The 24,869-nt window shown below is 72.8% G+C and carries 21 protein-coding genes; 11 read left to right on the plus strand and 10 right to left on the minus strand.

All coding sequences use genetic code 11. The features are described from left to right. Window positions 1-312: 312 nt before the first annotated feature. Window positions 313-807, plus strand: a complete 495-nt coding sequence (locus ACZ7GX_RS15325; protein WP_498776936.1) for an HAD domain-containing protein — start codon at window positions 313-315, stop codon at window positions 805-807. A 25-nt stretch (window positions 808-832) separates the two neighbouring features. Here ACZ7GX_RS15325 and ACZ7GX_RS15330 read toward each other — a convergent pair whose 3' ends face one another. Next, window positions 833-2,005, minus strand: coding sequence for an alpha/beta hydrolase (locus ACZ7GX_RS15330; RefSeq protein WP_498776938.1), 1,173 nt, complete (start codon window positions 2,003-2,005; stop codon window positions 833-835). Between the two features lie 13 nt (window positions 2,006-2,018). After that, window positions 2,019-2,801: a MerR family transcriptional regulator gene (locus ACZ7GX_RS15335; RefSeq protein WP_498776940.1), complete on the minus strand. Its 783-nt coding sequence runs from the start codon at window positions 2,799-2,801 to the stop codon at window positions 2,019-2,021. 150 nt (window positions 2,802-2,951) lie between these two features. Between ACZ7GX_RS15335 and ACZ7GX_RS15340 the strand changes: the two genes are divergently transcribed. Both ACZ7GX_RS15340 and ACZ7GX_RS15345 read left to right on the plus strand, forming a co-directional pair. Continuing rightward, window positions 2,952-3,686, plus strand: coding sequence for a sugar phosphate isomerase/epimerase family protein (locus ACZ7GX_RS15340; protein WP_498776944.1), 735 nt, complete (start codon window positions 2,952-2,954; stop codon window positions 3,684-3,686). Beyond that, a complete protein-coding gene (locus ACZ7GX_RS15345) occupies window positions 3,683-4,792 on the plus strand; it encodes a Gfo/Idh/MocA family protein (protein WP_498776946.1) in 1,110 nt (369 codons plus the stop codon). Before ACZ7GX_RS15340 ends, ACZ7GX_RS15345 begins: the two co-directional genes overlap by 4 nt. Here ACZ7GX_RS15345 and ACZ7GX_RS15350 read toward each other — a convergent pair. After that, window positions 4,773-5,363, minus strand: a complete 591-nt coding sequence (locus tag ACZ7GX_RS15350; protein ID WP_498776948.1) for a TetR/AcrR family transcriptional regulator — start codon at window positions 5,361-5,363, stop codon at window positions 4,773-4,775. The two genes, ACZ7GX_RS15345 and ACZ7GX_RS15350, sit on opposite strands and share 20 nt — an antisense overlap. A gap of 109 nt (window positions 5,364-5,472) precedes the next feature. Continuing rightward, complete coding sequence (locus ACZ7GX_RS15355; protein WP_498776950.1) at window positions 5,473-6,723, minus strand: YncE family protein; 1,251 nt, start codon at window positions 6,721-6,723, stop codon at window positions 5,473-5,475. Window positions 6,724-7,029: 306 nt separating this feature from the next. On the opposite strand from ACZ7GX_RS15355, the gene ACZ7GX_RS15360 reads away from it, so the two are divergent. The 3 genes from ACZ7GX_RS15360 (at window position 7,030) to ACZ7GX_RS15370 (ending at window position 13,313) form a co-directional block, all read left to right on the plus strand. Beyond that, a complete protein-coding gene (locus tag ACZ7GX_RS15360) occupies window positions 7,030-11,487 on the plus strand; it encodes a carbohydrate-binding protein (protein WP_498777196.1) in 4,458 nt (1,485 codons plus the stop codon). A gap of 64 nt (window positions 11,488-11,551) precedes the next feature. After that, a complete protein-coding gene (locus ACZ7GX_RS15365; RefSeq protein WP_498776952.1) occupies window positions 11,552-12,370 on the plus strand; it encodes a TIM barrel protein in 819 nt (272 codons plus the stop codon). Between the two features lie 46 nt (window positions 12,371-12,416). Then, window positions 12,417-13,313: an RICIN domain-containing protein gene (locus ACZ7GX_RS15370; protein WP_498776954.1), complete on the plus strand. Its 897-nt coding sequence runs from the start codon at window positions 12,417-12,419 to the stop codon at window positions 13,311-13,313. Here ACZ7GX_RS15370 and ACZ7GX_RS15375 read toward each other — a convergent pair. Both ACZ7GX_RS15375 and ACZ7GX_RS15380 read right to left on the minus strand, forming a co-directional pair. Next, window positions 13,294-14,511 carry an RNA polymerase sigma factor gene (locus tag ACZ7GX_RS15375; protein WP_498776956.1) on the minus strand — a complete coding sequence of 406 codons (1,218 nt, stop codon included), beginning with the start codon at window positions 14,509-14,511 and terminating at the stop codon, window positions 13,294-13,296. The two genes, ACZ7GX_RS15370 and ACZ7GX_RS15375, sit on opposite strands and share 20 nt — an antisense overlap. After that, on the minus strand, window positions 14,508-14,828 hold the full coding sequence (locus tag ACZ7GX_RS15380; protein ID WP_498776958.1) for a YciI family protein: 321 nt from the start codon (window positions 14,826-14,828) through the stop codon (window positions 14,508-14,510). Before ACZ7GX_RS15380 ends, ACZ7GX_RS15375 begins: the two co-directional genes overlap by 4 nt. 367 nt (window positions 14,829-15,195) lie before the next feature. Between ACZ7GX_RS15380 and ACZ7GX_RS15385 the strand changes: the two genes are divergently transcribed. After that, window positions 15,196-16,386 carry a lipase family protein gene (locus tag ACZ7GX_RS15385; protein ID WP_498776960.1) on the plus strand — a complete coding sequence of 397 codons (1,191 nt, stop codon included), beginning with the start codon at window positions 15,196-15,198 and terminating at the stop codon, window positions 16,384-16,386. Here ACZ7GX_RS15385 and ACZ7GX_RS15390 read toward each other — a convergent pair. Further along, window positions 16,320-17,609, minus strand: a complete 1,290-nt coding sequence (locus ACZ7GX_RS15390) for a PucR family transcriptional regulator (protein WP_498776962.1) — start codon at window positions 17,607-17,609, stop codon at window positions 16,320-16,322. The genes ACZ7GX_RS15385 and ACZ7GX_RS15390 overlap by 67 nt on opposite strands. Before the next feature lie 215 nt (window positions 17,610-17,824). On the opposite strand from ACZ7GX_RS15390, the gene ACZ7GX_RS15395 reads away from it, so the two are divergent. Then, a complete protein-coding gene (locus ACZ7GX_RS15395; RefSeq protein WP_498776964.1) occupies window positions 17,825-19,039 on the plus strand; it encodes a lipase family protein in 1,215 nt (404 codons plus the stop codon). Window positions 19,040-19,115: 76 nt separating this feature from the next. Here ACZ7GX_RS15395 and ACZ7GX_RS15400 read toward each other — a convergent pair whose 3' ends face one another. Both ACZ7GX_RS15400 and ACZ7GX_RS15405 read right to left on the minus strand, forming a co-directional pair. Next, window positions 19,116-20,321, minus strand: coding sequence for a DUF6801 domain-containing protein (locus tag ACZ7GX_RS15400; RefSeq protein WP_498776967.1), 1,206 nt, complete (start codon window positions 20,319-20,321; stop codon window positions 19,116-19,118). A 200-nt stretch (window positions 20,322-20,521) separates the two neighbouring features. Then, window positions 20,522-21,064 carry a hypothetical protein gene (locus tag ACZ7GX_RS15405; protein WP_498776969.1) on the minus strand — a complete coding sequence of 181 codons (543 nt, stop codon included), beginning with the start codon at window positions 21,062-21,064 and terminating at the stop codon, window positions 20,522-20,524. A gap of 147 nt (window positions 21,065-21,211) precedes the next feature. On the opposite strand from ACZ7GX_RS15405, the gene ACZ7GX_RS15410 reads away from it, so the two are divergent. Both ACZ7GX_RS15410 and ACZ7GX_RS15415 read left to right on the plus strand, forming a co-directional pair. Continuing rightward, complete coding sequence (locus tag ACZ7GX_RS15410) at window positions 21,212-21,811, plus strand: polysaccharide lyase family protein (protein ID WP_498776971.1); 600 nt, start codon at window positions 21,212-21,214, stop codon at window positions 21,809-21,811. Next, window positions 21,808-22,476: a fibronectin type III domain-containing protein gene (locus ACZ7GX_RS15415; protein WP_498776973.1), complete on the plus strand. Its 669-nt coding sequence runs from the start codon at window positions 21,808-21,810 to the stop codon at window positions 22,474-22,476. Before ACZ7GX_RS15410 ends, ACZ7GX_RS15415 begins: the two co-directional genes overlap by 4 nt. Here ACZ7GX_RS15415 and ACZ7GX_RS15420 read toward each other — a convergent pair. Then, window positions 22,473-23,156 (minus strand): aspartate/glutamate racemase family protein, encoded by a 684-nt coding sequence (locus tag ACZ7GX_RS15420; RefSeq protein WP_498776975.1) that lies wholly within the window; start codon window positions 23,154-23,156, stop codon window positions 22,473-22,475. The genes ACZ7GX_RS15415 and ACZ7GX_RS15420 overlap by 4 nt on opposite strands. A gap of 90 nt (window positions 23,157-23,246) precedes the next feature. On the opposite strand from ACZ7GX_RS15420, the gene ACZ7GX_RS15425 reads away from it, so the two are divergent. Next, window positions 23,247-24,869, plus strand: a complete 1,623-nt coding sequence (locus ACZ7GX_RS15425; protein WP_498776977.1) for an AMP-binding protein — start codon at window positions 23,247-23,249, stop codon at window positions 24,867-24,869.

Consider the following 24,869-nt stretch of genomic DNA (forward strand, 5'->3'; position numbering starts at 1 on the left):
CTGGGGCTGGGAGCCGGCAGCTGGGAGCCGGGGCAGGAGCCGGGAGCCGAGGGCTGGGCGCGGTGAGGGCCGGGCTGGGCGCGGTGGGCGGTGGGGGATCTGTCCGGTGGGGACCTGCCCGGTGGGCGGCGGGGCCGGGGGTCCCGTGGAGCGGCGGGGCCGGGCGTGGGCGCGGTGGGGCCAAGGCTGGGGCGGGGGCGTGCCCGGTGAGTTCCGTCCCGGTGAGTTCCGTGCCCGAAACGCCGGGCCGGTGGGCGTCACGCCCGCCGAGCGGCACGGGGTCGAGGTGATCGGGCGAGTAGCGTCGGTCGGGTGAGGCCGCTGGTGCTGCTGGACGTCGACGGGCCGCTGCACCCGTTCGCCGCCCGCACCCCGCCGGACGGGTACGTGGAGCACCGGTGGCGGCTGTCGCGGTGGGGGCGGGCGGTGCAGCGGGCTTGGTTGAACCCGTCGCACGGGCCGGCGTTGCTGGAGTTGGCCCGGCGGGCCGGCGCGGAGCTGGCGTGGGCCACGACGTGGGAGCACCGGGCCAACACGACGGTCGGCCCGGCGCTCGGCCTGCCACCGCTGCCGGTGGTCGGGGTGCGCGCCTACGAGGGCAAGGCGGACTGGAAGTTCGGCGCGGTCGGCCGGTTCGCCAGGGACCGGCCGCTGGTCTGGCTGGACGACGACTTCGACCTGTTCCCGACCGCGCGCCGGGCGTTCCTGGACCGCCGCCGCGACCCGACCGCCCTGATCGCGGTCGACCCGGCCACCGGCATCACGGCCGATCACCTGGCGGCCGCGGCGGCGGCCCTGGACTCCTAGTGCCGCGTCCCGACGGTCACGCCCGCTAGCGCAGGGTGCGGTCGAAGAAGGACACCACGTGCCGGCGCACGGTCGGCACCGCGACGGCCGGGTCGAGCGTGCCGACCATCGCGGTGCGCCCGGCGTCGTCCATCAGGCCCGCGTCGTGCAGTTGCGGCGTCAAGGCGGCGAAGTCGGTCAACGTCCAGTGGTTCGCGTCGGCGATCACGTGCTGCCGGACGCCGCCGTGCGCGAGCATCGCCGCCCACGCCCGCCGGTAGCGGTCGTTCTGGAAGCCCTCCGTGCCGAGCAGCAGCAACGGCCGGTCCACCCCGTGCCGGGCGACGGGGAGCAGCTCGCCGTCCTGGCCGGGCTGCTCCGGGTGGTAGTCCAGGAAGCCCTCCATGTTGATCGCCGCGTCGATCCGGCGGCGCCGGTCCTCGTGCATCGCCTCGGCCGCGATCGTGCCGCCGAGGCCCTGGCCGTACATGCCGACCCGGCGCAGGTCCAGCGCACGGCCGAGGTTCGCCGGGAGCGCACGGCCGTCGGCGTCCGGGTTCCCGCCCGACGCCAGGAGCTCCAGCCGGTCGAGCACGAGCCGCACGTCCGCGAGCCGGGTGGCGATGATGGCGCGGTACAGCCCCGGGTTCACGCTGGGGTTGTCGGTCAGGGCGACGTGCCGCGTCCCGTTCGGCAGGTCGACCGCGAAGGTCTCGCCGGGGTGGTCGATCGTCACCACGACGTAGCCGCGGCTCGCCAGCTCCTCTGCGGTGGTGACGCCGAACGCGCGCGTCTCGACCAGCCCGGGGTCGTAGAGCACGACCGGTCGGCGGCCGGGGAGCACGGGCGCGTCCACGTGCGAGTGGGTGGCGATGGCGGCCCAGTCCACGCCGCTGGCCGGCAGGTGTGGGAGCCCCCACGGCGTGTACGACGGGAGCGCCGCCGCGGCGCCGGGAGTCAGCTGCGGGGCCACCGGGCGGTCCCGCACGTCGAGCGCCGGGTAGTGCACCGAGGTCATCACGTCGCGCGACCGGCCGTCGGCGGACCACGGGTCCGGCCGGTCGACGTCGACCAGGTGCAGCGCGGTGACGCCGACGCGGTGCGGTCCGGTCGGCGCGGGCAGGGTCAAGGTCGGGCCCGGGTCCGCCTCGGCGACGCCGGTCAGCGTCGAGGCGAGGACGGCCAAGGCCGCTATGGACACGCTCGTCTTGTGGAACACGTTTCCCCCTGTTTCATTCGGCTGACAATGCCGCGTACATGCGGCCCAGGTAGTCCCACAGGCCGTCGCCGAGGTCGTCCACCGACTGACCCGGCAGCACGTCCCGCAGCACGCCGCGCCCGTTCTCGCGGAAGAACGCGCCCATCGAGCTCAGGATCTCCCGGTCGCCGGCGGCGAAGGTCTCGCCGACGTCGACCAGGCGCCGGGCGGTCCGGCGGACCTCCGGGTCGTCCACCGGGTCGCCCGCGCGGTAGTGCGCGACCACCTTCGCGAGCACCTCGGGCCACTCCTCGTCGAGCCTCTTGCGGGCGTCCGGACCGATCTCGAAGGCGTGCCGGTCCAGGAAGTCGCGCTGTTCCCGGGTGAGGCGGCCGTCGAAGATCGTGGTGCTGCCCAGCAAGGCGAGCAGCCGGTCCGGGTCCGGCCGGGTCGGCCCGCTCAGCTGGGCGAGCAGCCCTCTCGTCTGGCGGCGCAGCGCGTTGAGCCGCCAGACCTGCTCGTCCAGCTGTTCCAGGTGGCCGGCGAGCACCCGGACCAGCGGCCCGGGGTCGGACGCGCCGGCCAGCACACCGCCGATCTCCTCCAGCGACATGCCGAGCTGCCGCAGCAGCCGGATCTGGTAGAGCCGGTGCAGGTCGCCCTCGGTGTAGCGCCGGTGGCCGGCGGGCGTGCGCTCGCTGGGCCGCAGCAGGCCCAGCTCGTCGTAGTGGTGCAGCGTCCGCACCGTCATCCCGGCCACCTTGGCCAGCGCGCCGACGCTCCACCGCGGCTGGTCGAGGCCCCCCTCAACGCCCATGGCACGACCCTAGAACCTCACGTCGCGTCAGGTTCAAGTCTGTTTCCCGGACGGGGCGGGACGTCATACTATGGCGTGAATTTCTACCAACTGGTAGAAATCTGTGGGAGCGCTTCCATCCACGCCCGACGCCGACGTCAGGAGCCCGTGATGAGCAGAACGTCCGTGCAGCTGTACTCCGTCCGCGACGCGTTCGCGGCCGATCCCGGCGACACCCTGCGGCGACTGGCCGCGATCGGCTTCACCCACGTCGAGCCCTACGGCGTCCTGGAGAACGTCGACGTGCTGCGCACCGCGCTGCCCGAGCACGGCCTCACCGCGCCGACCGCGCACGCCCAGCTCCTCGGCGCCGACCAGCACGCCGTCTTCGCCGCCGCGGCCGAGTGCGGCATCGAGGTCGTGATCGACCCGTACGTGGACGCGGAGCTGTGGCAGGACCCCGCGGACATCGCCGCCACCGCGTCCGCGCTCAACGCCGCCGCCCGGGTCGCCGCCGGTCACGGCGTCCGCGTCGGCTACCACAACCACTGGTGGGAGCTGGCGTCCCGGATCGACGGCCGCAGCGCGTTCGAGGTGCTGGCCGACCGGCTCGACCCCGAGGTGGTGCTGGAGGTCGACACCTACTGGGCGACGGTCGGCGGCGAGGACGCGCCCGCGCTGCTGCGCCGCCTCGGCGGCCGGGTGCACGCGATCCACGTCAAGGACGGCGGCCTGGCGCGGGACGCGTCGGGCCAGGTCCCGGCCGGTCAGGGGCGCGTGCCGGTGGCGGACGTGCTGGCCGCGGCGCCGCAGGCGTTGCGCGTGGTCGAGTTCGACGCCTACGACGGTGACGTGTTCGCCGGTCTCGCCGAGAGCCACGCGTTCCTCGCCGAGGTCGCGGCGTGAGCGCCCCGGTCGGCGTCGGGGTCGTCGGCACGGGCGTCATCAGCGAGGAGTACCTGCGCAACCTGACCGCGTTCCCGGACGTGCGGGTGCTGACCGTGGCCGACCTCGACCCGGAACGGGCGGCGGCCCAGGCGCGGCGGCACGGCGTGCCGCGATCGTCCACTGTGGACGAGCTGCTGGCCGACCCGGACGTCTCGATCGTGGTCAACCTGACCGTGCCGGCCGCGCACGTCGCGGTCAGCCTGGCCGCGGTCGAGGCCGGGAAGCACGTGTGGGTGGAGAAACCGCTCGGGCTCGACCTGCGCAGCGCGCGCGACCTGCTCGACCGGGCCGCGCAACGGGGTCTGCGGGTCGCCTGCGCGCCCGACACCCTGCTCGGCGCCGGGTGGCAGACCGCGCGGCGGGCCGTCGACGGCGGTCGGATCGGCGAGCCGCGCACGGCGCTCGCCCTGTTCCAGACGCCGGGTCCGGAGAGCTGGCACCCCGCGCCGGAGTTCCTGTTCCAGGCGGGCGGCGGGCCGTTGCTCGACATGGGCCCGTACTACCTGACCGGGCTGGTGCACCTGCTCGGCCCGATCCGCCGGGTCACCGCCGCGGGCGGCCGGGCGCGCGACACGCGGGTGATCGGGTCCGGGCCGCGGGCGGGCACCGAGTTCGAGGTGACCGTGCCGACCACGGTGACCGCGCTGGTCGAGTTCGAGCGCGGCGGGACGGCGCAGGCGGTGTTCAGCTTCGACTCGGCGTTGTCGCGCACGGGTTTCGTGGAAGTCGCCGGCACGCTGGGCACGGCCGTGCTGCCCGACCCGAACGGCTTCGCCGGCCCGACCGAGCTGCACCTGTTCGACGGTGTGCAAACGCTTGCGCCGCAAGGGCACTCCGCGTCACGGGGCACCGGCGTGCTGGAACTGGCGCGCGCGATCCGGGCCGGCGAGCCGGAACGCGCGTCCGGCGAGCTCGCCTACCACGTGCTGGACGCGATGCTGGCAATGGAGGAGTCCATCGCGCTCGGGCACGCGGTGGACGTCGGCAGCACGGTCGAGCCGCCGCCCGCGCTGCCGGTCGACTGGGACCCGAACGCGCCGACCCTCAGTCGAGCGGAACGGTGAGGAGGGCGCCCAGGTAGAACCGCAGCGAGCCGACCAGGTCGACCTCGTCCGGCGTGGTCAGCCACTGGACCTGCAAGCCGTCCATCAACGCGATGAACGCCAGCGCCGCCGCCGCCGGGTCGACGCCCGGGCGCAGCTCGCCCCGGTCCGCGAGGGCCTGGAACGAGCCGACCACGCCCTCGCGCGCCGCCCGGTAGTGGCGGACGAAGTAGTCGTGCGCCGGGTGGTCCGCGGCGACGGCCTCGGCGGCCAGGCGCGAGTAGAGGTCGACGATGCCGGGGTGGCGCACGTTGTGCTCGGCCAGGGCGAGGAAGTGGCGCAGGACGTCGACGCCGGGAGTGGCCTGCAACCGCTCCCGCTCGGCGTCCTCCGCGTCACGGCGTTCCAGCACGGCGGCGAGCAGCGCTTCCTTGGTGGGGAAGTAGTACAGCAGCCCGGCGTGCGTGATCCCGGCGCGCTTGGCGATCTCGCGCAACGACGACCCGTGGTACCCGGCCTCCCCGTACACCGCGACCGCCGCGGTGATGATGTCCTCGCGGCGGATCCGGCCCTTCAGGTAACCGCCGGTCACCGGCTCGCCGTCGTCTCGCGCACGCGGACATCATGCCGCACGGCCCCGCCCGCGGCGCGTCGCCGGGTGATCGGATCAGACCGCGGTGATCAGGTTCCCGGTACCCGGCTCACGGTCGCGGGGTCCACGTCCGCAGCCGTCCGGCCGCCAGTTCGGCGAACCGGCCGGTGCGCGGGTTGTGCGCGATCGGCGTGAAGCCCTCGACCACGCCCGTCCGCGCGCCGGCCGCGGGGTCCCAGACCTCCAGTCCCGCCGGCGTGCCGACGTAGAGCAGGCCGCCGTGCCCCCACATCCGGCCGACCGGGCCGGCGAACGCCGTCACCCGCCGCGCGTCCACGACGTCGTGCACCTCGACCCCCTCCACCGCCGGCCGGTCGTACCGGTCGATCGGCTGCAGCACCGCGGTGCGCTCGTCCAGCCACGCCATCGGCACGTCCCAGGCCCGGCGGACGGCCAGCTGCCTGCCGTGCTCGGTGGCGTGCACGTCGCCGCCCAGCCACGCCGCCAGGTCGTGCACGACCGTGACCGCGTCCGGGCTCCACACCCAGCCGTCGTCCAGCAGCCACCGCCCCGACGGGTCGACCAGCAGCGCGCCGTGGAAGTAGTCCAGGTAGTGCTCGGGTTTCAGGTCGTCGCCCGACCACGTCGTCACCCGCTCGGTGAGCAGCCGGCCGGAGGCGAGGTCGAACGCGTCGAGCCGGTTCCAGTCGGTCGCGGCGACGACGACCGCGTCGCGGTCCGAGCCGACGAACGCCAGCGGGAAGGGCGTGTCGCGGTAGCGGTAGTCGCCGCGGTCCAGGGTCAGCACCGGCGTGCCGGTGACGAGGTCGAGCACCACGCCGTACCGGCCGAAGTCGGTCACCACGGCCGCGTGCCGCCCGTCCGGCGAGGCGTGCACCGCCGGGCGCGGTGGGTCGGCGGGCCGGGGATCCGAGGGCTCGGCGGGCCGCGGCACCGGCGCGACGAACGACGTCCCGGTCGGGTCGACCCGCACCAGGCCGGTCTCGGCGAGCACCAGCCAACCGCCGGGCACCGCCGCCGCGCACCACGCGTTCACCGGCTCGACCGGGCAGTCCGCCGTCGTCCACGTGCCGCCGGGATCGCCGTCGCGGTGGCGCACCTCCGGCCGTCCGATCCAGTCGACCAGGTCGCTGTAGTCCTCCACCCGCTCCGCGCACCCGACGCACAGCACGATCAACGACGGGTCGTCCCGCTTCGCGCACGCCTCGCACAGCCGGTCGTACGCCACGCCGACCCCGGTGAACCGCCCGTAGTGGTCAGGGGGTCGTTCGGCGACGAGGTGCGCGCAGCCCCTGGTCCCGGAGGCGTGCGCGGCATGCCCGCACGGCAGCACGTCCACCCGGCCCATTGTGGACCACCGGTGCGACCACTCGTCGGCGTTGACGGACCGTGCACATGGACGCGGGGGCCTTCGGCCATTCGGGCATGACTTTTGTCTAAAACCAGCAAAAGTATTGCCACCTTCGGTTGGTTCTGAACAGAATTGCGCTCGCGTTCCAGCTGTGAGCTGGACCACAGAGTCACCGTCCGCGAAGCCCAGCGTCGTGCGAACGAGGAGACAGCGGTGCGAAGCACGCTCGGAACCCGCCCCCGAACCACCCGCAGATCAGCCACCGCCCTCGCCCTCACCGCCGCCCTGGGCGCGATGACCCTGGTCGCGACACCCGCGACGGCGCACCCCGACGGCGAACACCTCCTCGTCTTCTCCAAGACGGCGGGCTTCCGGCACGACTCGATCCCCGACGGCATCGCCGCGATCACCGAGCTCGGCTCGGCGAACGGCTTCACCGTCGAGGCGACCGAGGACGCCGCCGCGTTCACCGACGACAACCTCGCCAGGTTCGACGCCGTGGTCTGGCTGTCCACCACCGGCGACGTGCTCGACGAGCCGCAGCAGCAGGCGTTCCAGCGGTTCGTGGAGAACGGCGGCGGCTACGCGGGCGTGCACGCCGCCGCCGACACCGAGTACTCCTGGCCCTGGTACGGCGCGCTGGTCGGCTCGTACTTCAAGTCGCACCCGCCGATCCAGGAGGCCGACGTCGCGGTCGAGGACCACGACCACCCGTCGACCGCGCACCTGCCGGACACCTGGACCCGCACCGACGAGTGGTACAGCTACCAGTCCAACCCCCGGTCCCGGGTGAAGGTGCTGGCCGCGTTGGACGAGGCCAGCTACACGCCGACCGACCCGTCCGGCGACCACCCGATCTCCTGGTGCCACACACCCGGTCAAGGCCGCTCCTGGTACACGGGCTTGGGCCACACCAAGGAGTCCTACGCCGACCCGGCGTTCCGCCGACACCTGCTGGGCGGCCTGCGGTACGCGCTCGGCGTCGCGCCCGCCGACTGCGAGCCCGAGGACGCGCCGCCGACCGACCGGGACTTCGACCAGGTCACGCTCGCGCTCGGCGAGGAGAAGACCGGCGAGCCGATCGCGCTGGCCGTGCTGCCGGACCGCGAGGTCGTGCACACCTCCCGCGACGGCCGGGTCTGGCTCACCAGCCCGGAAGCCACGACCACGCTCGCCGGCCGCGTCCCCGTCTACAACCACGACGAGGACGGGCTGCAAGGCGTCGCGGCCGACCCCGACTTCGCGAACAACCGCTGGCTCTACCTGTACTACGCGCCACCGCTGGACACCCCGGCCGGTGACGCGCCGGAGAACGGGACCGCCGCGGACTTCGAGCGGTTCAAGGGCCACAACCAGCTGTCCCGCTTCAAGCTGACCACCGACGGCGTGCTGGACCTGGCCAGCGAGCAGCGCATCCTGCAGGTGCCCGCCGACCGCGGCCTGTGCTGCCACGCGGGCGGCGAGATCGACTTCGACGCGCAGGGCAACCTGTACCTGTCCACCGGCGACGACACCAACCCGTTCGCCTCCGACGGCTACACGCCGATCGACGAGCGCGCCGACCGCAACCCCGCGTTCGACGCGCAGCGTTCGTCGGCCAACACCAACGACCTGCGCGGCAAGGTGCTGCGGATCAAGGTCCAGGACGACGGCACGTACACCGTCCCGGAGGGCAACCTCTTCGCGCCCGGCACGGACAAGACCCGCGCCGAGATCTACGCGATGGGCTTCCGCAACCCGTTCCGGTTCGCCGTCGACAAGGCCACCGGCTGGATCCACCTCGGCGACTACGGCCCGGACGCGGGCGCGGCGAACCCGGCCCGCGGCCCCGGCGGCAGCGTCGAGTTCAACCTGGTCAAGGCGCCCGGCAACTACGGCTGGCCCTACTGCGTCGGCGACAACGTCCCGTACGTCGACCACGACTTCGCCACCGGCACGTCCGGCGGCGCGTTCGACTGCGCCGCGCCGAAGAACACCAGCCCGCGCAACACCGGCCTGGTCGACCTGCCGCCCGCGCAGCGCGCGTGGATCGGCTACGACGGCGGTTCCGTGCCCGAGTTCGGCAACGGCGGCGAGTCGCCGATGGGCGGCCCCACCTACCACTTCGACCCGGAGCTGGACAGCCCGACCAAGTTCCCGGAGTTCTTCGACGGCAAGACCTTCGCCTACGAGTGGGACCGCGGCTGGATCAAGACGATCGAGGTCGGCGCGACCGGCGAACGCGGCGCGATCAGCCCGTTCTTCGACTCGATGACGCTGACCCGGCCGATGAACCTGGAGTTCGGCCCGGACGGCTCGCTGTACGTGCTGGACTACGGCAGCGGCTACTTCGGCGGCGCGGAGGACTCGGCGGTCTACCGCATCGACTACGCCAGGGGCCGCCACACGCCGGTCGCGAAGCTGAGCGCCGACCGGACCTCCGGCCCGGCGCCGCTGACCGTGCGGTTCGACCCCGGCGGCACGGCCGACGAGGACGACGACCCGCTGACCTACGCGTGGGACTTCGACGGCGACGGCACCACCGACGACACCACGGCCGGACCGGTCACCCACACCTACACCGCGGTCGGCCAGTTCACCGCCAAGCTGTCCGTCACCGACCCGACCGGCCTGGTCGGCTCGGCCAGCGCCGTGGTCAACGTCGGCAACACCGCGCCCGTGGTGGTGCTGACCGCGCCCGCCGACGGCCGGGTGTTCAGCTTCGGCGACGAGGTGCCGTTCTCCGTCACGGTCACCGATCCCGAGGACGGGCAGGTCGACTGCGCGAAGGTGACCGTGGAGTACATCCTCGGCCACGACAGCCACGGCCACCCGCTCACCCGCGCGACCGGCTGCGAGGGCGTGCTCCCGACACCGTCCGACGGCGGGCACGGCCTGGACGCCAACATCTTCGGCGTCATCAACGCCTCCTACACCGACAACGGCGCGCCCGGCGCGCCCGCGTTGACCGGCGAGGCCGAGGCGATCCTGCAACCGAGGGCCAAGCAGGCCGAGTACTTCACCGCCATGCAGGGCGTGCAGGTGGTGGAGACCGGCACGGCCGAGGGCGACAAGCGCGTCGGCTACGTCGACGACGGCGACTGGATCGCGTTCGACCCGGTGAACCTGGGCGGCGTCGAGGCGATCGGCTACCGCGTGTCCTCCGGCGGCAGCGGCGGCACGATCGAGGTGCGCGTCGACTCGCCGACCGGCCCGCTCGTGCAGCGGCAGCCCGTGCCGTCGACCGGCGGCTGGGACAACTACGTCGAGCTCGCGCCCTCGGCGATCACCGACCCCGGCGGCTCGCACCGGTTGTTCCTGGTGTTCAAGGGTTCCGGCAGCCTGTTCGACGTGGACGCGATCCGGTTCACCGCCGGCGCCGCGCCGCCGTCGTGGGAACCGGTCCGGCGCACGCCCGCCGAGTCGTACTCCGCGCAGCGGGGCACCTCGGTGATCCAGGCCGAGGAGGCGCAGGACGGCCGGCAGGTCGGCAACGTCCACGACCGCGACTGGATCGCGTTCGACGGCGTGTCGCTGGCCGGCGTCACGGGCATCGGCTACCGGGTCTCCTCGGCCACGGCGGGCGGCACGATCGAGGCGCGTGTCGACTCGCCGACGGGTCCGCTGGTGTCGAGCACGCGGGTCGGGAGCACGGGCGACTGGCGCGTGTACGCAGAGCTGCCACCCGCGGCGATCACCGATCCCGGCGGCACCCACCGGCTGTACTTCGTGTTCCGCGGCGGTCGTGGCGCGTTGCTGGACCTGGACACGATCACGTTCCGCGGGCCGGGGACGGTCACGGCGGTCGACGTGCCGGCGGAGGCGTTGAGCGGGCAGCAGGGCGTCGCGGTGTACGACCGCGAGACCGCGCAGGGCGGCAAGCGGGTCGGCGAGATCAACGACGGCGACTGGGTGTCGTACGACGACGTCGACCTGTCGAAGGTCGCGGGCCTCGGCTACCGGGTGTCCTCCGGCGGTGTCGGCGGCACGCTGGAGGCGCGCGCCGACTCGCCGACCGGGCCGCTGGTGCACGCGCCGGTGACCGTGCCGGTGACGGGCAGCTGGGACTTCTACCTCGACCTCGCGCCGCAGGAGGTCCTGCTGACCGGCGTGCGCGACCTGTACCTGGTGTTCAAGGGCGGTCCGGGCGCGCTGTTCGACGTCGACACCATCCGGCACCTGCGCTACCAGCGGGCCGGCGCGTGCACGCCCACCAAGCCGGAAGCCGGTTACCGCAGCCTCTACGACGGCACGGGCGTGACCGGGTGGCGGCAGGCCGGTCCCGGCCGGTTCGTGGAGGAGGACTGCGCGCTGCGCACCGAAGGCGGGCTCGGGCTGCTGTGGTTCGAGGAGGAGTTCTCGGCCTACAGCCTCAAGTTCGACTGGAAGGTCGCGGGCGACGACAACTCCGGCGTGTTCGTCGGTTTCCCCGACCCCGGCACGGACCCGTGGGTGGCGGTGAACCAGGGCTACGAGGTGCAGATCGACGCGACCGACGCCCCGGACCGCACCACGGGCGCGATCTACTCGTTCCAGTCGGCCGACCTCGCCGCCCGGGACGCCGCGCTGAAGCCGCCGGGGGAGTGGAACGCCTACGAGATCGTCGTGCGGGGGCAGCGCATCCGCGTCTTCCTCAACGGGGTGCTGGTGAACGACTTCACCAGCACGGACCCGGCACGTGACCTGACCACCGGGCACATCGGCCTGCAGAACCACGGCGACGGCGACGACGTGTGGTTCCGCGACGTCCGCGTCAAGGAACTGCCCCGATGACCGGAGCCCGGAGCCCGCAACCACCGAACCCCGCCGACCGTTCCCAGCCGATCGAGGAGTAACCATGCCGTCCCGCCGCACGTTCCTCAGCACCGCCCTCGCCACCGGCGCGGTCGTCGCCCTGCCCTCCGCCGCGTCCGCCGCCGACCGCCCGTGCCGCCGGGTGCCGAAGGAGTCGATCAGCATCCAGCTCTACACCTTGCGGGGCATCATGGGCGACGACCCGGAGCCCGTGCTGTCGGCGTTGGCCGACATCGGCTACCGCAAGGTCGAGCTGGCCGGCACGTACGGTCGCAGCGCCGCGGAGTTCGCCGCGGTGCTGCGGCGGTGCGGGCTGCGGGCGACCTCCAGCCACGTCGGCATCGACGGCGACCTCGACCAGGTGATCGCCGACGCGCGCACCCTCGGGCACAAGTACGTCGTGGTGCCATGGGTGGACTACCCGACCCTGGCGCAGTGGCGGTCGTTCGCCACCCGGTTGGAGGCGGCGGGGGACAAGGTGCGGCGCGCGGGGTTGAGCCTCGGCTACCACAACCACGCGCACGAGTTCGCCCCGGTGGAGGGGGTGCGGCCGTTCGACGTGATCACGGCGGGCACGACGCGGCGCAACGTGCACCTGGAGCTGGACCTGTACTGGGCGGTGGCCGGCGGGGTCGACCCGATCGCGGTGCACCGGGCGAACTTCCCGCGCGTGCGGCAGTTCCACGTGAAGGACCGGGCGGCCGACGGGTCCTTCGCCGACCTCGGCAAGGGGACGATCGACTTCGCGGCCATCTTCCGGGCCGCGAACGTGACCGAGTACATCGTGGAGAACGACCAGCCGCGCGACGCCCTCGTCACCGCGCAGGTCGGTTACGACTACCTGGTGAACCTCCGGTTCTGAGGGAGCCGCTTGCCCGTGACGACGGGCAACCGCCAAGATTGCGCGCGTGACGTCGCACGGTGCCCAGCCGGATTCGGCACGTGACGTGGCCGAGTTCGTGGCGATGTTGCGGGAGCTCAAGGAGAAGTCGGGGTTGACCCTGCGCGGCCTGGAGGAGAGCGCGGCCGCGCAGGGCGAGGTGCTGGCCCGCAGCACGGCCGCGGACATGCTGCGCCGCGACAGCCTGCCCCGGGCGGAACTGCTGACCGCGTACGTGAAGGCGTGCGGGGTCGAGCAGCCGGAGGCGTGGTTGCGCGCCCGTGAGCGGCTGGCCGCGGGCGGCGCGACCGTCGTGCCCGAAGCACCGGCTCGCCCCCGTTGGCGCCGCCCGTGGGCGGTGGCGGCCGCCGTCGTGGTGCCGGCGCTCGTGGCCACGGCCGTGCTGCTGTGGGATGGCGCGCCGGACACGGCGGCGATCGGCCCGACCACCTCGCCGCAGGCCGGACCGGGGCCGTCGGCGCCGGGCATCCACCCGGTGGGCGCGCCCGACCTGTGCCTGACCGAGGGCCGTGACAGCACCAAGGAGTACCCGCACGCGGTCGCGGCGCTGCGGCCGTGCGGCGATCCCGGGCCGCGGGTGTCGCTGCACGCGGTGGGCGCCGAGTTCACCACCATCAAGTGGGACAACCCGTCGCAGGGCGTCGGTTGCCTGACCGTGCGGCGCTCCGAACCGGCGATGAGCCTGCTCGAACCGTGGGACCGGTGCTCCGACGACAACCTCGACCAGCTGTTCCGCCTGGAGCAGACCGGACCCGGCCGGTACCGCTTCCGCTCGGCGGACGGCGTGGCGTGCGTCGGCCTGCGCGGCGGCGAGGTCCGGGAAGGCGCGGAGGCGGTCCACGAACCGTGCGCCGACGAACCGGATCAGCAGTTCACCGTCGACCTCACCCGCGCAGAGCGCTGACCAGCCGGGTGAGGTGGCGGCGCTCCGCGTCGGTCGGGGCCAGGGCCAGGGCCCGCTCGTAGGCGGCGAGCGCCTCGGTGGTCCGGCCGAGGCGTCGCAGGAGGTCCGCCCGGGTGGCCGGGAGCAGGTGGCCGGTCACCTCGTCGGCGAGGTCGTCCACCAGCGCCAGACCGGCCGCGGGGCCGTCCGCCATCGCCACGGCGACCGCCCGGTTCAGCCGCACGACCGGTGACGGGACGAGCTTGGCCAGCTCGCCGTAGAGCAGGGCGATCTGGGGCCAGTCCGTGTCGTCCGCCCGCGCGGCGGTGGCGTGGCAGGCGGCGATGGCGGCCTGCACCTGGTACGGCCCCGGCCGGCCGCGCCGCAGCGCCGAGTCCAGCAGCGCCACACCCTCCTCGACCTGCCCGCCGTCCCACCGCGACCGGTCCTGCTCGTCGAGCGGCACGAGGTCGCCCGCGTGGTCGAACCGCGCGTCCCGGCGGGAGTCCTGCAACAACATCAGCGCGAGCAGGCCGACCGCCTCCGGCTCGTCGGGCATCGCCGCGACCAGCGTGCGCGCCAGCCGGATCGCCTCCGCGCACAGGTTGCGCCGCAGCAGGTCGGCGCCACCGCTGGCCGCGTACCCCTCGTTGAACAGCAGGTACAGCACGCCCAGCACGCCACCAGTGCGTTCGGGCAGCAGGTGGGCGGGCGGCACGCGGTACGGGATGCGGGCGTTGCGGATCTTCTGCCGCGCCCGCACCAGCCGCTTGGCCATCGTCGCCTCCGGCACCAGGAACGCCCGCGCGATCTCCGCCGTGGTCAGGCCGGCGACGGTGCGCAGGGTCAGCGCGACCCGCGCCTCCAGCGTCAACGCCGGGTGGCAGCACGTGAAGATCAGCCGCAGCAGGTCGTCGCCGAGCTCGTCGTCGACCTCGTCCGGTGGCGCGTCCAGCACCGCCACCACCTCCCGCAGCTTCGCCGCCTCCACGCTGGAGCGCCGCAACCGGTCCAGCGCGCGGTTGCGGGCGGTCGTGGTGAGCCACGCGCCGGGACGGCGGGGGACGCCTTCGCGCGGCCAGCACTCCAGTGCCCGCGCGAAGGCGTCCTGCACGCACTCCTCGGCCAGTTCCCAGTCGCCGGTGAGGCGGATCAGCGTCGCCACGATCCGCCCCCGTTCGGCCCGGAACAGCTCCGAGACCTCCGCCTCGACCGTCATCCGGTGAAGAACGGCCGCACCTCGACCGACCCGAACCGCGCGCACGGGTGCCGTGACGCGATCCGGATCGCCTCGTCCAGGTCGGCGCAGTCGACGACGTCGTAGCCCACGATCTGCTCCTTCGTCTCGGCGAACGGCCCGTCGCTCAGCAGCACCTCGCCACCGCGCGCCCGCACGGTCGTGGCGTCCTCGACCGACCGCAGCTGCGAGCCGTCCAGCCGCCGGTCCCCGAGCTCGGCCAGCCACTGCTCGATGGTCGGGTCGCCCTCGGTCGGCTCGATGGTGTCGTCGACGCAGATCAGCAGCATGTACTTCATCGGTCACTCCCGTCGTCCGGTGCATTCCACCACTACGACGAACGGGGACCGCCGAGGAGGACACCCCGCCCGCGATCCGCGTCATGACGAGGGACCTGGTCGTGATCGAGGAGGACGTCGCGCTGCTCGACGCCGTCCGTTCCGCGTTGACGCTGCCTCGTCGACCGGTACGGCCTCGGCTCGGTGCGCGGGATCTTCCTCAAAGCCGCCCGGTGAAATGGCCCGGTCGGCCCGGGATAGCACGCGCGCGCAATTCCCGAGCTCGGGTTTGCGTGCCGGTGACAAGAATCCACAGGGCGCTTGACCTGCGGGAACCCGTCACGCAATGGTTCGGCGGTATTCGCCCGAGCTCGACGAGGAGCAGCCAATGCGATTGCACCGGGGGTGGGCCGTCGCGCTCACCGCGGTCCTGACGGCGGCCGGCACGACCGACGCCGTCGCCCAGATCTCCTACACCGGAACGGGCTCCGCGCCGGCCAACGGCGACGTGCTGCGGTCCGAGCCCGCCGACTTCTTCCTCGACCCGGTCAAGCTGCTGCGCGCGCCCGCGACCGTGCACCGGATCCTGTACCGCAGCACGGACACGCACGACCGCCCGATCGACGTCAGCGGCACCGTGCTCACGCCGCACACGCCGTGGTCCGGCCCCGGTCCGCGCCCGGTCGTGGGGTACGCGCCGGGCACGCAAGGCGTCGGCGACGACTGCGCGCCGTCCCGGCAGCTGGCGATGGGCAGCGAGTACGAGGGCCCGTTCCTGGCCGGTCTGCTCACCCGCGGCTACGGCGTCGTCGTCACCGACTACGAGGGCCTGGGCACGCCCGGCATGCACACCTACGTCAACCGCGCGGCCGAGGGGCACGCGGTGCTGGACGCGATCCGCGCCGCGCAACGGCTGCCGGAGGCGAACCTGCCCGACGACGGGCCGGTGGCGGTCGCCGGGTACTCGCAGGGCGGCGGCGCGGCGGCGGCTGCCGTCGAGCTGTACGCCGGGTACGCCCCGGAACTGGAGCTGAAGGGCGCGTACGCGGGCGCGCCGCCCGCCGACCTCGGCGCGGTCGCGCGCAACCTGGACGGCCACTACGCCGCCGGGTTCCTGGGCTACTCGCTGCTGAGCCTCGACGCCGCGTACCCCGAGCTGGACATCCCCGGCGTGCTCAACGACGCCGGCCGGACGCTGCTGGCGCAGGTGGCGCGCCAGTGCACCGCCGAGGCGCTCCTCGCGCACGCGTTCCGCAAGTCGGTCGACCTCACCGCGGACGGCCGGCCGCTGGCCGCGTACCTGGACGAGGAGCCGTACAAGTCGCGGGTGGAGCAGCAGCGGATCGGCGTGCGCAAGCCGGGCGCGCCGGTGCTCGTGATCCACAGCGCGTTGGACGACATCGTGCCGTACGCGCAGGGCGCGGAGATGGTGCGGCGGTGGTGCGCCCTGGGCGCGAACGTCAAGTTCAGCACCTCGCTCGTGCCGACGCACGCGGCCGGCATGGTCGCGGCCTACCCGGAGGCCTTCGCCTGGCTGGAGGCCCGCTTCGCAGGCTGGCCCGCGCGCGGCACCTGCTGAGCGTCGCGCGCCCGGCGGAGCAACCGGCGGGCGCGCAACGCGATCTCCAGCGTCAAGCGCTCGTCGGGGTCGGCCAGCCGGTCGCCCAGCAGCTCCTCCAACTGGTGCATCCGGTACCGGACGGTCTGCGGGTGCACGTCGAGCCGGTTGGCGATCTCGCCGATGCCGCCGCGCGTCTCCAACCACGCCAGCAACGTCGTCTCCAGCCGTTCCCGCTGCTTGACCGTCAGGCCGTTGAACGCCGCCAGCGCGCGCCGGCTGAGCTGGCCCACCAGGAACTCGTCCGACAGCAGCGCCAACGTGGCCAGGTGGTCGTCGCACCACGTCACCGGCACGGCGGGCAGCAGGCCGCGCCGCACGAACCCCAGCGCCCGCCGCGCGCACGCCAGCGACTGCCGCGCCTCGGCCAACGGCACCGTCGGACCCACCGCGGCCCGCCGCCCGCGCAGCTCCAGCTGCGAGCGCCCCTCGGGGTTGGCCACCACCAGGCACGGCGTGGAGCTCTCCAGGTCCACCAGCACGTCACGGCCCAGCGTCACCGACGGGAGCTGGTGCTGGTCCTCCCGGTACTCCAGCGCCACCACCGCGACCCGTTCCGGCAACGGCCAGTCCGTCGTGCCCGCCAGGTCCGCGAGCGACCTCGGCGACGGCGGCTGCTCGGCCAGCACCAGCTTGAGCAGCTGGCGACGCCTGCGCTCCAACGCGCCGCTGGCGTTGGCCTGCGCCTCCGAGTAGCCCTCGATGGCCACCCGGCACAGCTCGTCCACCCACGCGAAGATCGCGTCGGCCACCACGAACAGGGTGTCGGTGGACACGCCCACCGCGCGGCCGTGCTCGCTCAGGTGCCGCCACACGACCCGCGCGCCGACCCGCACCGCGGTCTGCAACGAGTCCATCGTGCGGCCTTCGAGGTACTCCATCCGCCCGCTGTAGCGCAGCACGGCCTGCCAGTCGGTCTGCGCCGCGTCCGGGTTGGCGATGTTGTCGAAGCACTTCACGATCGCCATCTCGACCGCGCCGACCAGCACCTCGCGGAACTTGCCCTCCAGCGGCTGCGCGTACGCGGGCACGGTCCGGCGGATCTCCCGCACCACGTCCCGCACCAGGACGCCCGACAGCGGCGCCATCTTCTCCGCCAGCTCGCCCGGGATGCTCGACCACAGCTGCCGCGCCGCGCTGTAGGTCCGCTGTCGCACCAACCCGCCGTTCAGTGAGATCGCCATGCCGCCTCCGCTGTGCGCGAAGCACCGCCCTGGGACTTCGCCCGGCTGACCATAAAATCATCCGCGACGGTGTGTCAAATATTCTTTCCGGCACTGCTCCGCGTTCACTCTTTCGAGTGATGGGGCTTGTTGTACGAGCATTACAAATCCGGTTTTGGAAACACGCACCCGGATGACAAGTCGGGCGGTCGGCCTGGACTGGCCGGTCCGGATTAATGCACTGTGCATTGTCTCTGTCACATTTCCTGGGAGGTGTCGGTTTGCGAAAGATATTCTCATTATCGGCGGTCGCGGTCGTGGTGGCCGCCGCCGTCACGGGCCTCGCGCCCTCGGCGGCGGCCGACGACTCGTTCTACGTGCCGCCCAGCCCGCTGCCCGCGGGCGCGCCGGGCGACGTCATCCGGTTCCGCGCGTCGTCGGCGGGCGCTCTCGGCTCGACGGTGAACGCGTGGCAGGTCATGTACCGGTCCACCGACGCGCTGGGGCAGCCGAACGCGGTGACCGGCACCGTGCTCGTGCCGCGGTCCGCCGACCCGGCGACGGCGCCGGTGGTGGCGTTCGCCGTGGGCACGCACGGCCCGGCGTTCAGGTGCGCGCCGTCGGAGATGGTGCGCATCGGCGCGCTCTACGAGCAGCCCGCCGTCAACGACCTGCTGCGCGCGGGCTACGCGGTCGCCATCACCGACTACGAGGGCTACCGGCCCGACCCGAGGACCACCTACGTCACCGGCCGGTCCGAGGGTCACGCGGTGATCGACGTGGTCCGGGCCGCGCAACGGCTGCCGGACGCCCGGCTGTCCCCGGCCGCGAAGGTCGTGTTCCGGGGCTACTCGCAGGGCGGTGGCGCGGCGATGTGGGCGGGTCAGCTGCAGCCGGCGTACGCGCCGGAGCTGAACCTGGTCGGCGTGGTCGGCGGCGGCGTGCCCGCGGACCTCGTCCAGGTCGCCCTGCCGCTGGACGGCCGGAAGGGCTTCGGCCTGCTCGCGTACTCGTTGATCGGGTTGGACCACGCGTACCCGGAGCTCGACCTGGAGGCCTACCTCAACGACGCGGGCCGCGCGGAGTTCGCCCGCATGGAACGCGAAGCGTGCACGTTGGAGCTGCTGGTCGACTACCAGGGCCGCAGGCTGTCCGACTACACGACGTCCAGCCCGGTGCTCACGCCGCCGTGGCTGGCGAGGGTGGCGGAGAACAAGCTCGGCGGCACGGCGATCCGCGTGCCGGTGCACGCCTACCACGCCACCGGGGACGACCTGGTCGACTTCACGCAGGCCAAGGCGTTGCGCGACGCGTACTGCCGGCTCGGCGTGCAGGTGGACTGGCGGACCTACGCCACCGACCACATCACCGCCGTGCACACGGGCAGCGCGGCGGCGCAGGCGTTCACCGCGGACCGGATCGCGGGCCGCCCGGCGACGTCGAACTGCTGACCGGCCCGGAACAGCAGGAGACCGCCGCGGTCGGACGCGGCGGTCTCCCAGTGCGGTCGGGGTGGGTTCCGGGCGGTTACGCGGTCTTCGCGGTGAGCGTCAGGTCGATCGTGTTGTCCGGGCCCGCGGCGAAACCGCTGACCAGGTCGTTGAGCGGACCGCAGCCCGTCAGCGCCGGGATCGTGTACGTGCCCGCCAGCTTGCCGCCCTTGAGCGGGTCGAAGCCCGCCGCCGACGCCAGGCCGATGTCCGCGGGCGTGGTGGTGCGGCAGTTCGGGTCGTTGCTGATCGGGATGCCGAACGCGGTGACCGACGGCAGCTTGATGGTGACCTTCGAGCTCGACTTCACCGCGCCGGCGGCGAGCGTGCCGGTCGTCTTGCCCTCCGGCACGAACTCGATCTTCGACTCCACCGGCACGAACCCGAACAGGCTGAACTTGCCCGAGGTCGGCGGCAGCACCAGGTCACCGGTGAAGGCGCCGGTGGCCAGGTCCAGGTCGGCGTTCAGGCTGCCCGGGCCGAGCGCGACCGCGCCGCCCAGCTTCTTGATCGTCGACGTGCCGTTCAGGGAGTAGGCGTACTTGATGCCGCCGGGGGGCCGGGTCGTCGTGGTCGTGGGCACGGTGGTGGTCGTCGTGGTGGTGGTCGTGGTCGTGGTGGTCGTCGTGGTCGGGCCGCCGCCGCCCGACACGTCGAACCGGATCAGCGTCGGGTCCTGGCCCGGGTCCAGCACGCAGTTGGACGTGAACGTGCCGAGGCCGGTGTCGGTGCCGTCGGCCTTCTTCGGCGTCAACGTCGTGCTGTAGTTGCCGACCGTCACGGTCGTCGTGCCCGCCTTGGGGATCACCGCGGTCGGCACCGGACCGCTCGCGACCACGTCGAACGCGCCCTCGGTCGGCACCGGGGTCTTCGGCACGGTCAGGCCGGGGATCTTGATGTCGAGCTTGCTGCCGGCGTTGTCCAGCGTCACGCCCGCCTCGGCGGAGCCCTCCACCGTCGCCGCGCCGACCAGCGTCAGGCCCTGCGTCGCGGTCGGCGGCACGGTGACCGTCGCGGAGAAGTCCGTGGTCTTCAACTCGCCGCCGACCGAGGTCGGCGCGTCGATGGTGGCCCGGATCCGGGTCGACAGCACCTGGTTGCCGATCAGCGGGAACGGGCAGGTGAACGTCAGCGTCTTGTCGACCTGGACGGGCGCCGCCGAGCCGCTGCCGACGCCGGCGAGCAGACCGGCCACGACGAGCCCGGACGTCACGCCCGCGCCCAGTATTGTCTTCAACCTCACGGGTGATCCTTCCTCGAAATCTGCCGGAAATGTGCCGACTCGACGGAAGTTAATGAGGTGCGCGGACCACCGGCAAGAGTTGCCCGGAAAACCTTCGATATCCGCTAAATAATGCGGCAGACATTGTGGCGGCGCCGGTCGCGGCACTCACGTGGTGACAAGAACGCGGCGCCGCGCACTCGTGATCGTGCGAACAATCGCTAGTCGTCCGCCTTGGCCTCGCCGCGGCGGCGCATGAACGTGAACCCGGGGATGCCGAGGATCGCCTGCCGGACGTCGTTGGTGACCTCCAGCAGCTGGTGGATGTCCGGCCCGACGCGGTCGAGCGTGGCCAGGATCGGCAGGACGTCCTCGATCAGGTGCTTGGTCAGCACCGGCAGCTGGTCCACCAGCTGCACGGCGGCGTCCACCTCGTGGGGCGACAGGTCGTCCACGAACCGCTGCGCGAGCGGCTGGGCCTTCCGCGCGATGGGCGCGTAGCTGTCAAGCAGCTCGCGCGACGTCCGGGCGGTGCGGCCGACGTCGGTCGTCACGTCCTCGGCCGTCGCGGTCACCGCCTTCGCCCGCCCGACCAGCGCCTCGGTCTCGGCCAGCACCCGTTCGGTGCGTGTGACCATCTCGTCGGCGCGGCGCACGACGGCCTCCGCCGCGCCGAGCAGGTCGAGCACGCGGCCCGGCACCGACACGGCGGTCTCGACGGTCGTCCGGGCCAGGCCGAACAGGGCGCGCGGGGTGAGCTCCATGCCGTCCACTGTGCCGCACGCGGACGTGCCCGGCCTCAGGGAGATCCCTGACCGGGCGATCCTTGTCCGAGTCGTCCAGACCAATTACAGTGACCTGCGCCACCGCCTCGACCCTCCCCGTCACCAGGGGAGTCGAAGGAGGCGCGCATGTCCGGAACACTCGGAGCCCTGGTCGCGGCGGTGTTCGTCGGCGGCCTGGTGGTGGCCCCACCGGCCGCGCACGCCCAGGTCGAACCCGGACCGTGGACCTCGTACTCGCCCACCTTCACCGTGCAGGAGCGGGGTTGCGGCGACGTCGCGGACCTGACCTTCCGCCTCACCTGCGCCACCGCGAGCGGCGACCAGCGCGCCGAGCGCCGGTACGCCACCTACTCCGGGGGCACCCGCCAGTTCGAGGGGTCGTTCCGCATCACCAGCCTCGGCGGCACCCGCGTCAGCCTGAAGCAGACGTTCCACGAGTCCGCGGCCGGCCCGTTCTTCATGCTGGCGGTGGAACGGGGCGGCCGGCTGTACGCGGTGCACGGCGGCGCGACGATCGCCACGGGGGCGACCGTCGGCACGTCCGTGCGGGTGAACACGGTGCACGTGGTGGGCGGTCAGCACCGCACGTACATCAACGGATCGCTGAAGCACGCGTACGACCGCCCCGGTGGCAGCTTCTACGACAAGTTCGGCGCCTACCGCACCAACAGCGGCCAAGGCCCGGCGACGGTCGTGTGGAGCGGCATCCGGTTCTGGCGCAAGTGAGGCGTCTCGTCGTGGTGTCGGTGCTGCTCCTGGTCGCGTGCGGCCGGGAGCGGCCCTCGACGCTCACCGCCACGTTGACGTCGCCGACGGACGTCTCGCTGGCGTGGGAGGCCGAACCGGGCGCGGCGGGGCAGGTCGTCGAGTACGCCCACGCGGCCGACGACGCGTACACGGTGCTGGAGTTCGTGCCGCCGTCCCGGACGACGTTCGCGCACCCGGACCTGATCCCCCGGACGTCGTTCCACTACCGGGTGCGGTCGTTCCACGGCCCGGCGTCGGCGTCGGTGGACGTGGCGTTGCCGCCCGGCGACGAGGTGCCGCCGGCCGACGGTCACGAGTGGGCCGCGCCGGTGAGCGGTCCGAGCGGCGTGCGCCCGGTGCGTTCGGCCGACGCCGGTGCGGGTGACTTCCGGGCCGAGGTGAAGCACGCCAACGGGATCCTGTTCACGTGGACCGACCGCGCGGCGGGGGAGGAGGGGTACCTGCTGGAGGTCAGGCCGGCCGGGGCGGCGGAGTTCTCGGTGGCCGCGCGGCTCGACCCGGACGTGCGGTCGTTCGGGTTGATCACGCTGCCGACGGAGAAGACCGCCACTTACCGCGTACGTGCCTACTACTACGGCGCGGCGTCCGACGTAGTGCACCTGACGACCGGAGGCGAGGCCTAGGCCAGCGCGAGGTCGACGCCCGTCTCGACGTGGATGCGGGTCGAGTCGACCAGCGGCACGGTGCTGTCGGACTGGTCGACCAGCAACGTGATCTCCGTGCAGCCCAGGATCACCGCCTCCGCGCCGCGCTCGACCAGGCGTGCCATCACGTCCCGGTAGGCGGCGCGGGACGCGGGCTCGACCCGGTTCTTGGTCAGCTCCTGGTAGATCACGTCGTGCACGAGCGTGCGGTCCGGTTCGTCCGGGACGACCAGCTCGATGCCGTGCGCGCGCATCCGGTCGCGGTAGAAGTCCTGCTCCATGGTGAACCGGGTGCCGAGCAGGCCGACCTTGCGGTAGGCGGTCAGCCGCCGCGCCGTGGCGTCCACGATGTGCACGAACGGCACCTGGACGGCGTCCGTGATCGCGTCGGCGACCTTGTGCATGGTGTTGGTGCACAAGAGGACCAGCTCGGCGCCCGCGCCTTCGAGCTTGCGGGCGGCCTCGGCCAGCAACTCGCCCGACCGCTCCCACTGCCCCGTGCGCTGCAACTGCTCGATCTCGGCGAAGTCGACGGTCAGCAGCAGGCTGGGCGCGCAGTGGTGGCCGCCGAGCCGGCGCCGCGTCTCCTCGTTGAGCAGCCGGTAGTACTCGGCGGACGATTCCCAGCTCATCCCGCCGATCAACCCGATGGTTCGCATGGCGACGATTGTGTCGGCACGCCGTCTGCCGAGCGGCATGAATAACGTTGTCGCTGGTCACGAGGTTGCGGCCTGCGGTACGTTGCCGTGATGGCGCACCTGAGTTACTCCTCGGGCACCTCCGACGTGCCGCTGCTGGGCGACACCATCGGCGTGAACTTCGACCGCGCGGTGGCCACGCACGCCGACCGGGAAGCCCTGGTCGACCTCCCCACCGGCCGCCGGTGGACCTACCGCGAGCTGGCCGCCGAGGTCGACTCCGTCGCGGCCGGGCTGATGGCGGCCGGGGTCGGTGTCGGCGACCGGGTCGGGATCTGGTCGCCCAACCGGGCCGAGTGGGTGGTGGTCCAGTACGCGACCGCGCGCATCGGCGCGATCCTGGTCAACATCAACCCGTCGTACCGGGTGCACGAGCTGGAGTACGTGCTCAACCAGGCCGGCGTGCGCACGCTCTTCGCGGCCGCGTCGTTCAAGACCTCCGACTACGCCGGGATGATCGCCGAGGTCCGGCCCCGCTGCGCGGCGCTGCGCCAGGTCGTGCTGTTCGACAGTCCCGAGTGGACGGACCTGCACGCGGACGCGTTGCCGCGGTGGCCGGAGCTGTCGGCGGACGACCCGATCAACATCCAGTACACCTCGGGCACCACGGGGTTCCCGAAGGGCGCGACCCTGTCGCACCACAACATCCTCAACAACGGCTTCTTCGTCGGTGAGCTGCTCGGGTACACCGAGGACGACCGGATCTGCGTGCCGGTCCCGTTCTACCACTGCTTCGGCATGGTCATGGGCAACCTCGCGGCCACCTCGCACGGCGCGTGCGTGGTGATCCCCGCGCCCGCGTTCGAGCCCGCCGCCACGTTGCGGGCCGTGGCGGAGGAGCGGTGCACGTCGCTGTACGGCGTGCCGACGATGTTCATCGCCGAGCTCGCCGACCCCGGCTTCGACTCCTACGACCTGTCGTCGCTGCGCACCGGGATCATGGCCGGCTCGCCGTGCCCGGTCGAGGTGATGAAGCAGGTGGTGGAGCGGATGGGCATGCGCGAGGTGTCCATCTGCTACGGCATGACCGAGACCTCGCCGGTGTCCACGCAGACCCGCCGTGACGACTCGCTGGACCGGCGGGTGTCCACCGTCGGCCGGGTCGGGCCGCACCTGGAGGTGAAGGTCGTCGACCCGGACACCGGCCGCACCGTGCCGCGCGGCACGCCCGGCGAGCTGTGCACGCGCGGGTACTCGGTGATGCTCGGCTACTGGGAGCAGCCGGACAAGACCGCCGAGGCGATCGACGCCGCCCGGTGGATGCACACCGGCGACCTCGCGGTGATGGACGCCGACGGGTATGTGAACATCACCGGCCGGATCAAGGACATGGTGATCCGCGGCGGCGAGAACCTGTACCCGCGCGAGATCGAGGAGTTCCTCTACACCCACCCCGACGTGCTCGACGCGCAGGTCGTCGGCGTCCCCGACGTGAAGTACGGCGAGGAGCTGATGGCCTGGGTGCGCCTGCGCCCCGGCGCGGAACCGCTGACCGCCGAGTCGCTGCGGTCGTTCTGCGCCGGCAAGCTCGCGCACCAGAAGATCCCCCGGTACGTCCACGTGGTCGACGAGTTCCCGATGACCGTCACCGGCAAGGTGCGCAAGGTCGAGATGCGCAAGCAGGCCGTGCAGCTCCTCGGTCTTGCCGACGCCGACGCGGTGCGGCACGCGTAG

Source organism: Actinosynnema sp. NPDC037264 (genome assembly GCF_055603705.1).

Excerpts from the sequence above, each read along its gene's own strand:
- ACZ7GX_RS15335 (WP_498776940.1), bottom strand. The coding sequence starts at position 2,801 with ATGGGCGTTGAGGGGGGCCTCGACCAGCCGCGGTGGAGCGTCGGCGCG.
- ACZ7GX_RS15340 (WP_498776944.1), top strand. The coding sequence starts at position 2,952 with ATGAGCAGAACGTCCGTGCAGCTGTACTCCGTCCGCGACGCGTTCGCG.
- ACZ7GX_RS15360 (WP_498777196.1), top strand. The coding sequence starts at position 7,030 with ATGACCCTGGTCGCGACACCCGCGACGGCGCACCCCGACGGCGAACAC.
- ACZ7GX_RS15365 (WP_498776952.1), top strand. The coding sequence starts at position 11,552 with ATGCCGTCCCGCCGCACGTTCCTCAGCACCGCCCTCGCCACCGGCGCG.
- ACZ7GX_RS15375 (WP_498776956.1), bottom strand. The coding sequence starts at position 14,511 with ATGACGGTCGAGGCGGAGGTCTCGGAGCTGTTCCGGGCCGAACGGGGG.
- ACZ7GX_RS15380 (WP_498776958.1), bottom strand. The coding sequence starts at position 14,828 with ATGAAGTACATGCTGCTGATCTGCGTCGACGACACCATCGAGCCGACC.
- ACZ7GX_RS15385 (WP_498776960.1), top strand. The coding sequence starts at position 15,196 with ATGCGATTGCACCGGGGGTGGGCCGTCGCGCTCACCGCGGTCCTGACG.
- ACZ7GX_RS15390 (WP_498776962.1), bottom strand. The coding sequence starts at position 17,609 with ATGGCGATCTCACTGAACGGCGGGTTGGTGCGACAGCGGACCTACAGC.
- ACZ7GX_RS15395 (WP_498776964.1), top strand. The coding sequence starts at position 17,825 with ATGCACTGTGCATTGTCTCTGTCACATTTCCTGGGAGGTGTCGGTTTG.
- ACZ7GX_RS15405 (WP_498776969.1), bottom strand. The coding sequence starts at position 21,064 with ATGGAGCTCACCCCGCGCGCCCTGTTCGGCCTGGCCCGGACGACCGTC.
- ACZ7GX_RS15410 (WP_498776971.1), top strand. The coding sequence starts at position 21,212 with ATGTCCGGAACACTCGGAGCCCTGGTCGCGGCGGTGTTCGTCGGCGGC.
- ACZ7GX_RS15420 (WP_498776975.1), bottom strand. The coding sequence starts at position 23,156 with ATGCGAACCATCGGGTTGATCGGCGGGATGAGCTGGGAATCGTCCGCC.
- ACZ7GX_RS15425 (WP_498776977.1), top strand. The coding sequence starts at position 23,247 with ATGGCGCACCTGAGTTACTCCTCGGGCACCTCCGACGTGCCGCTGCTG.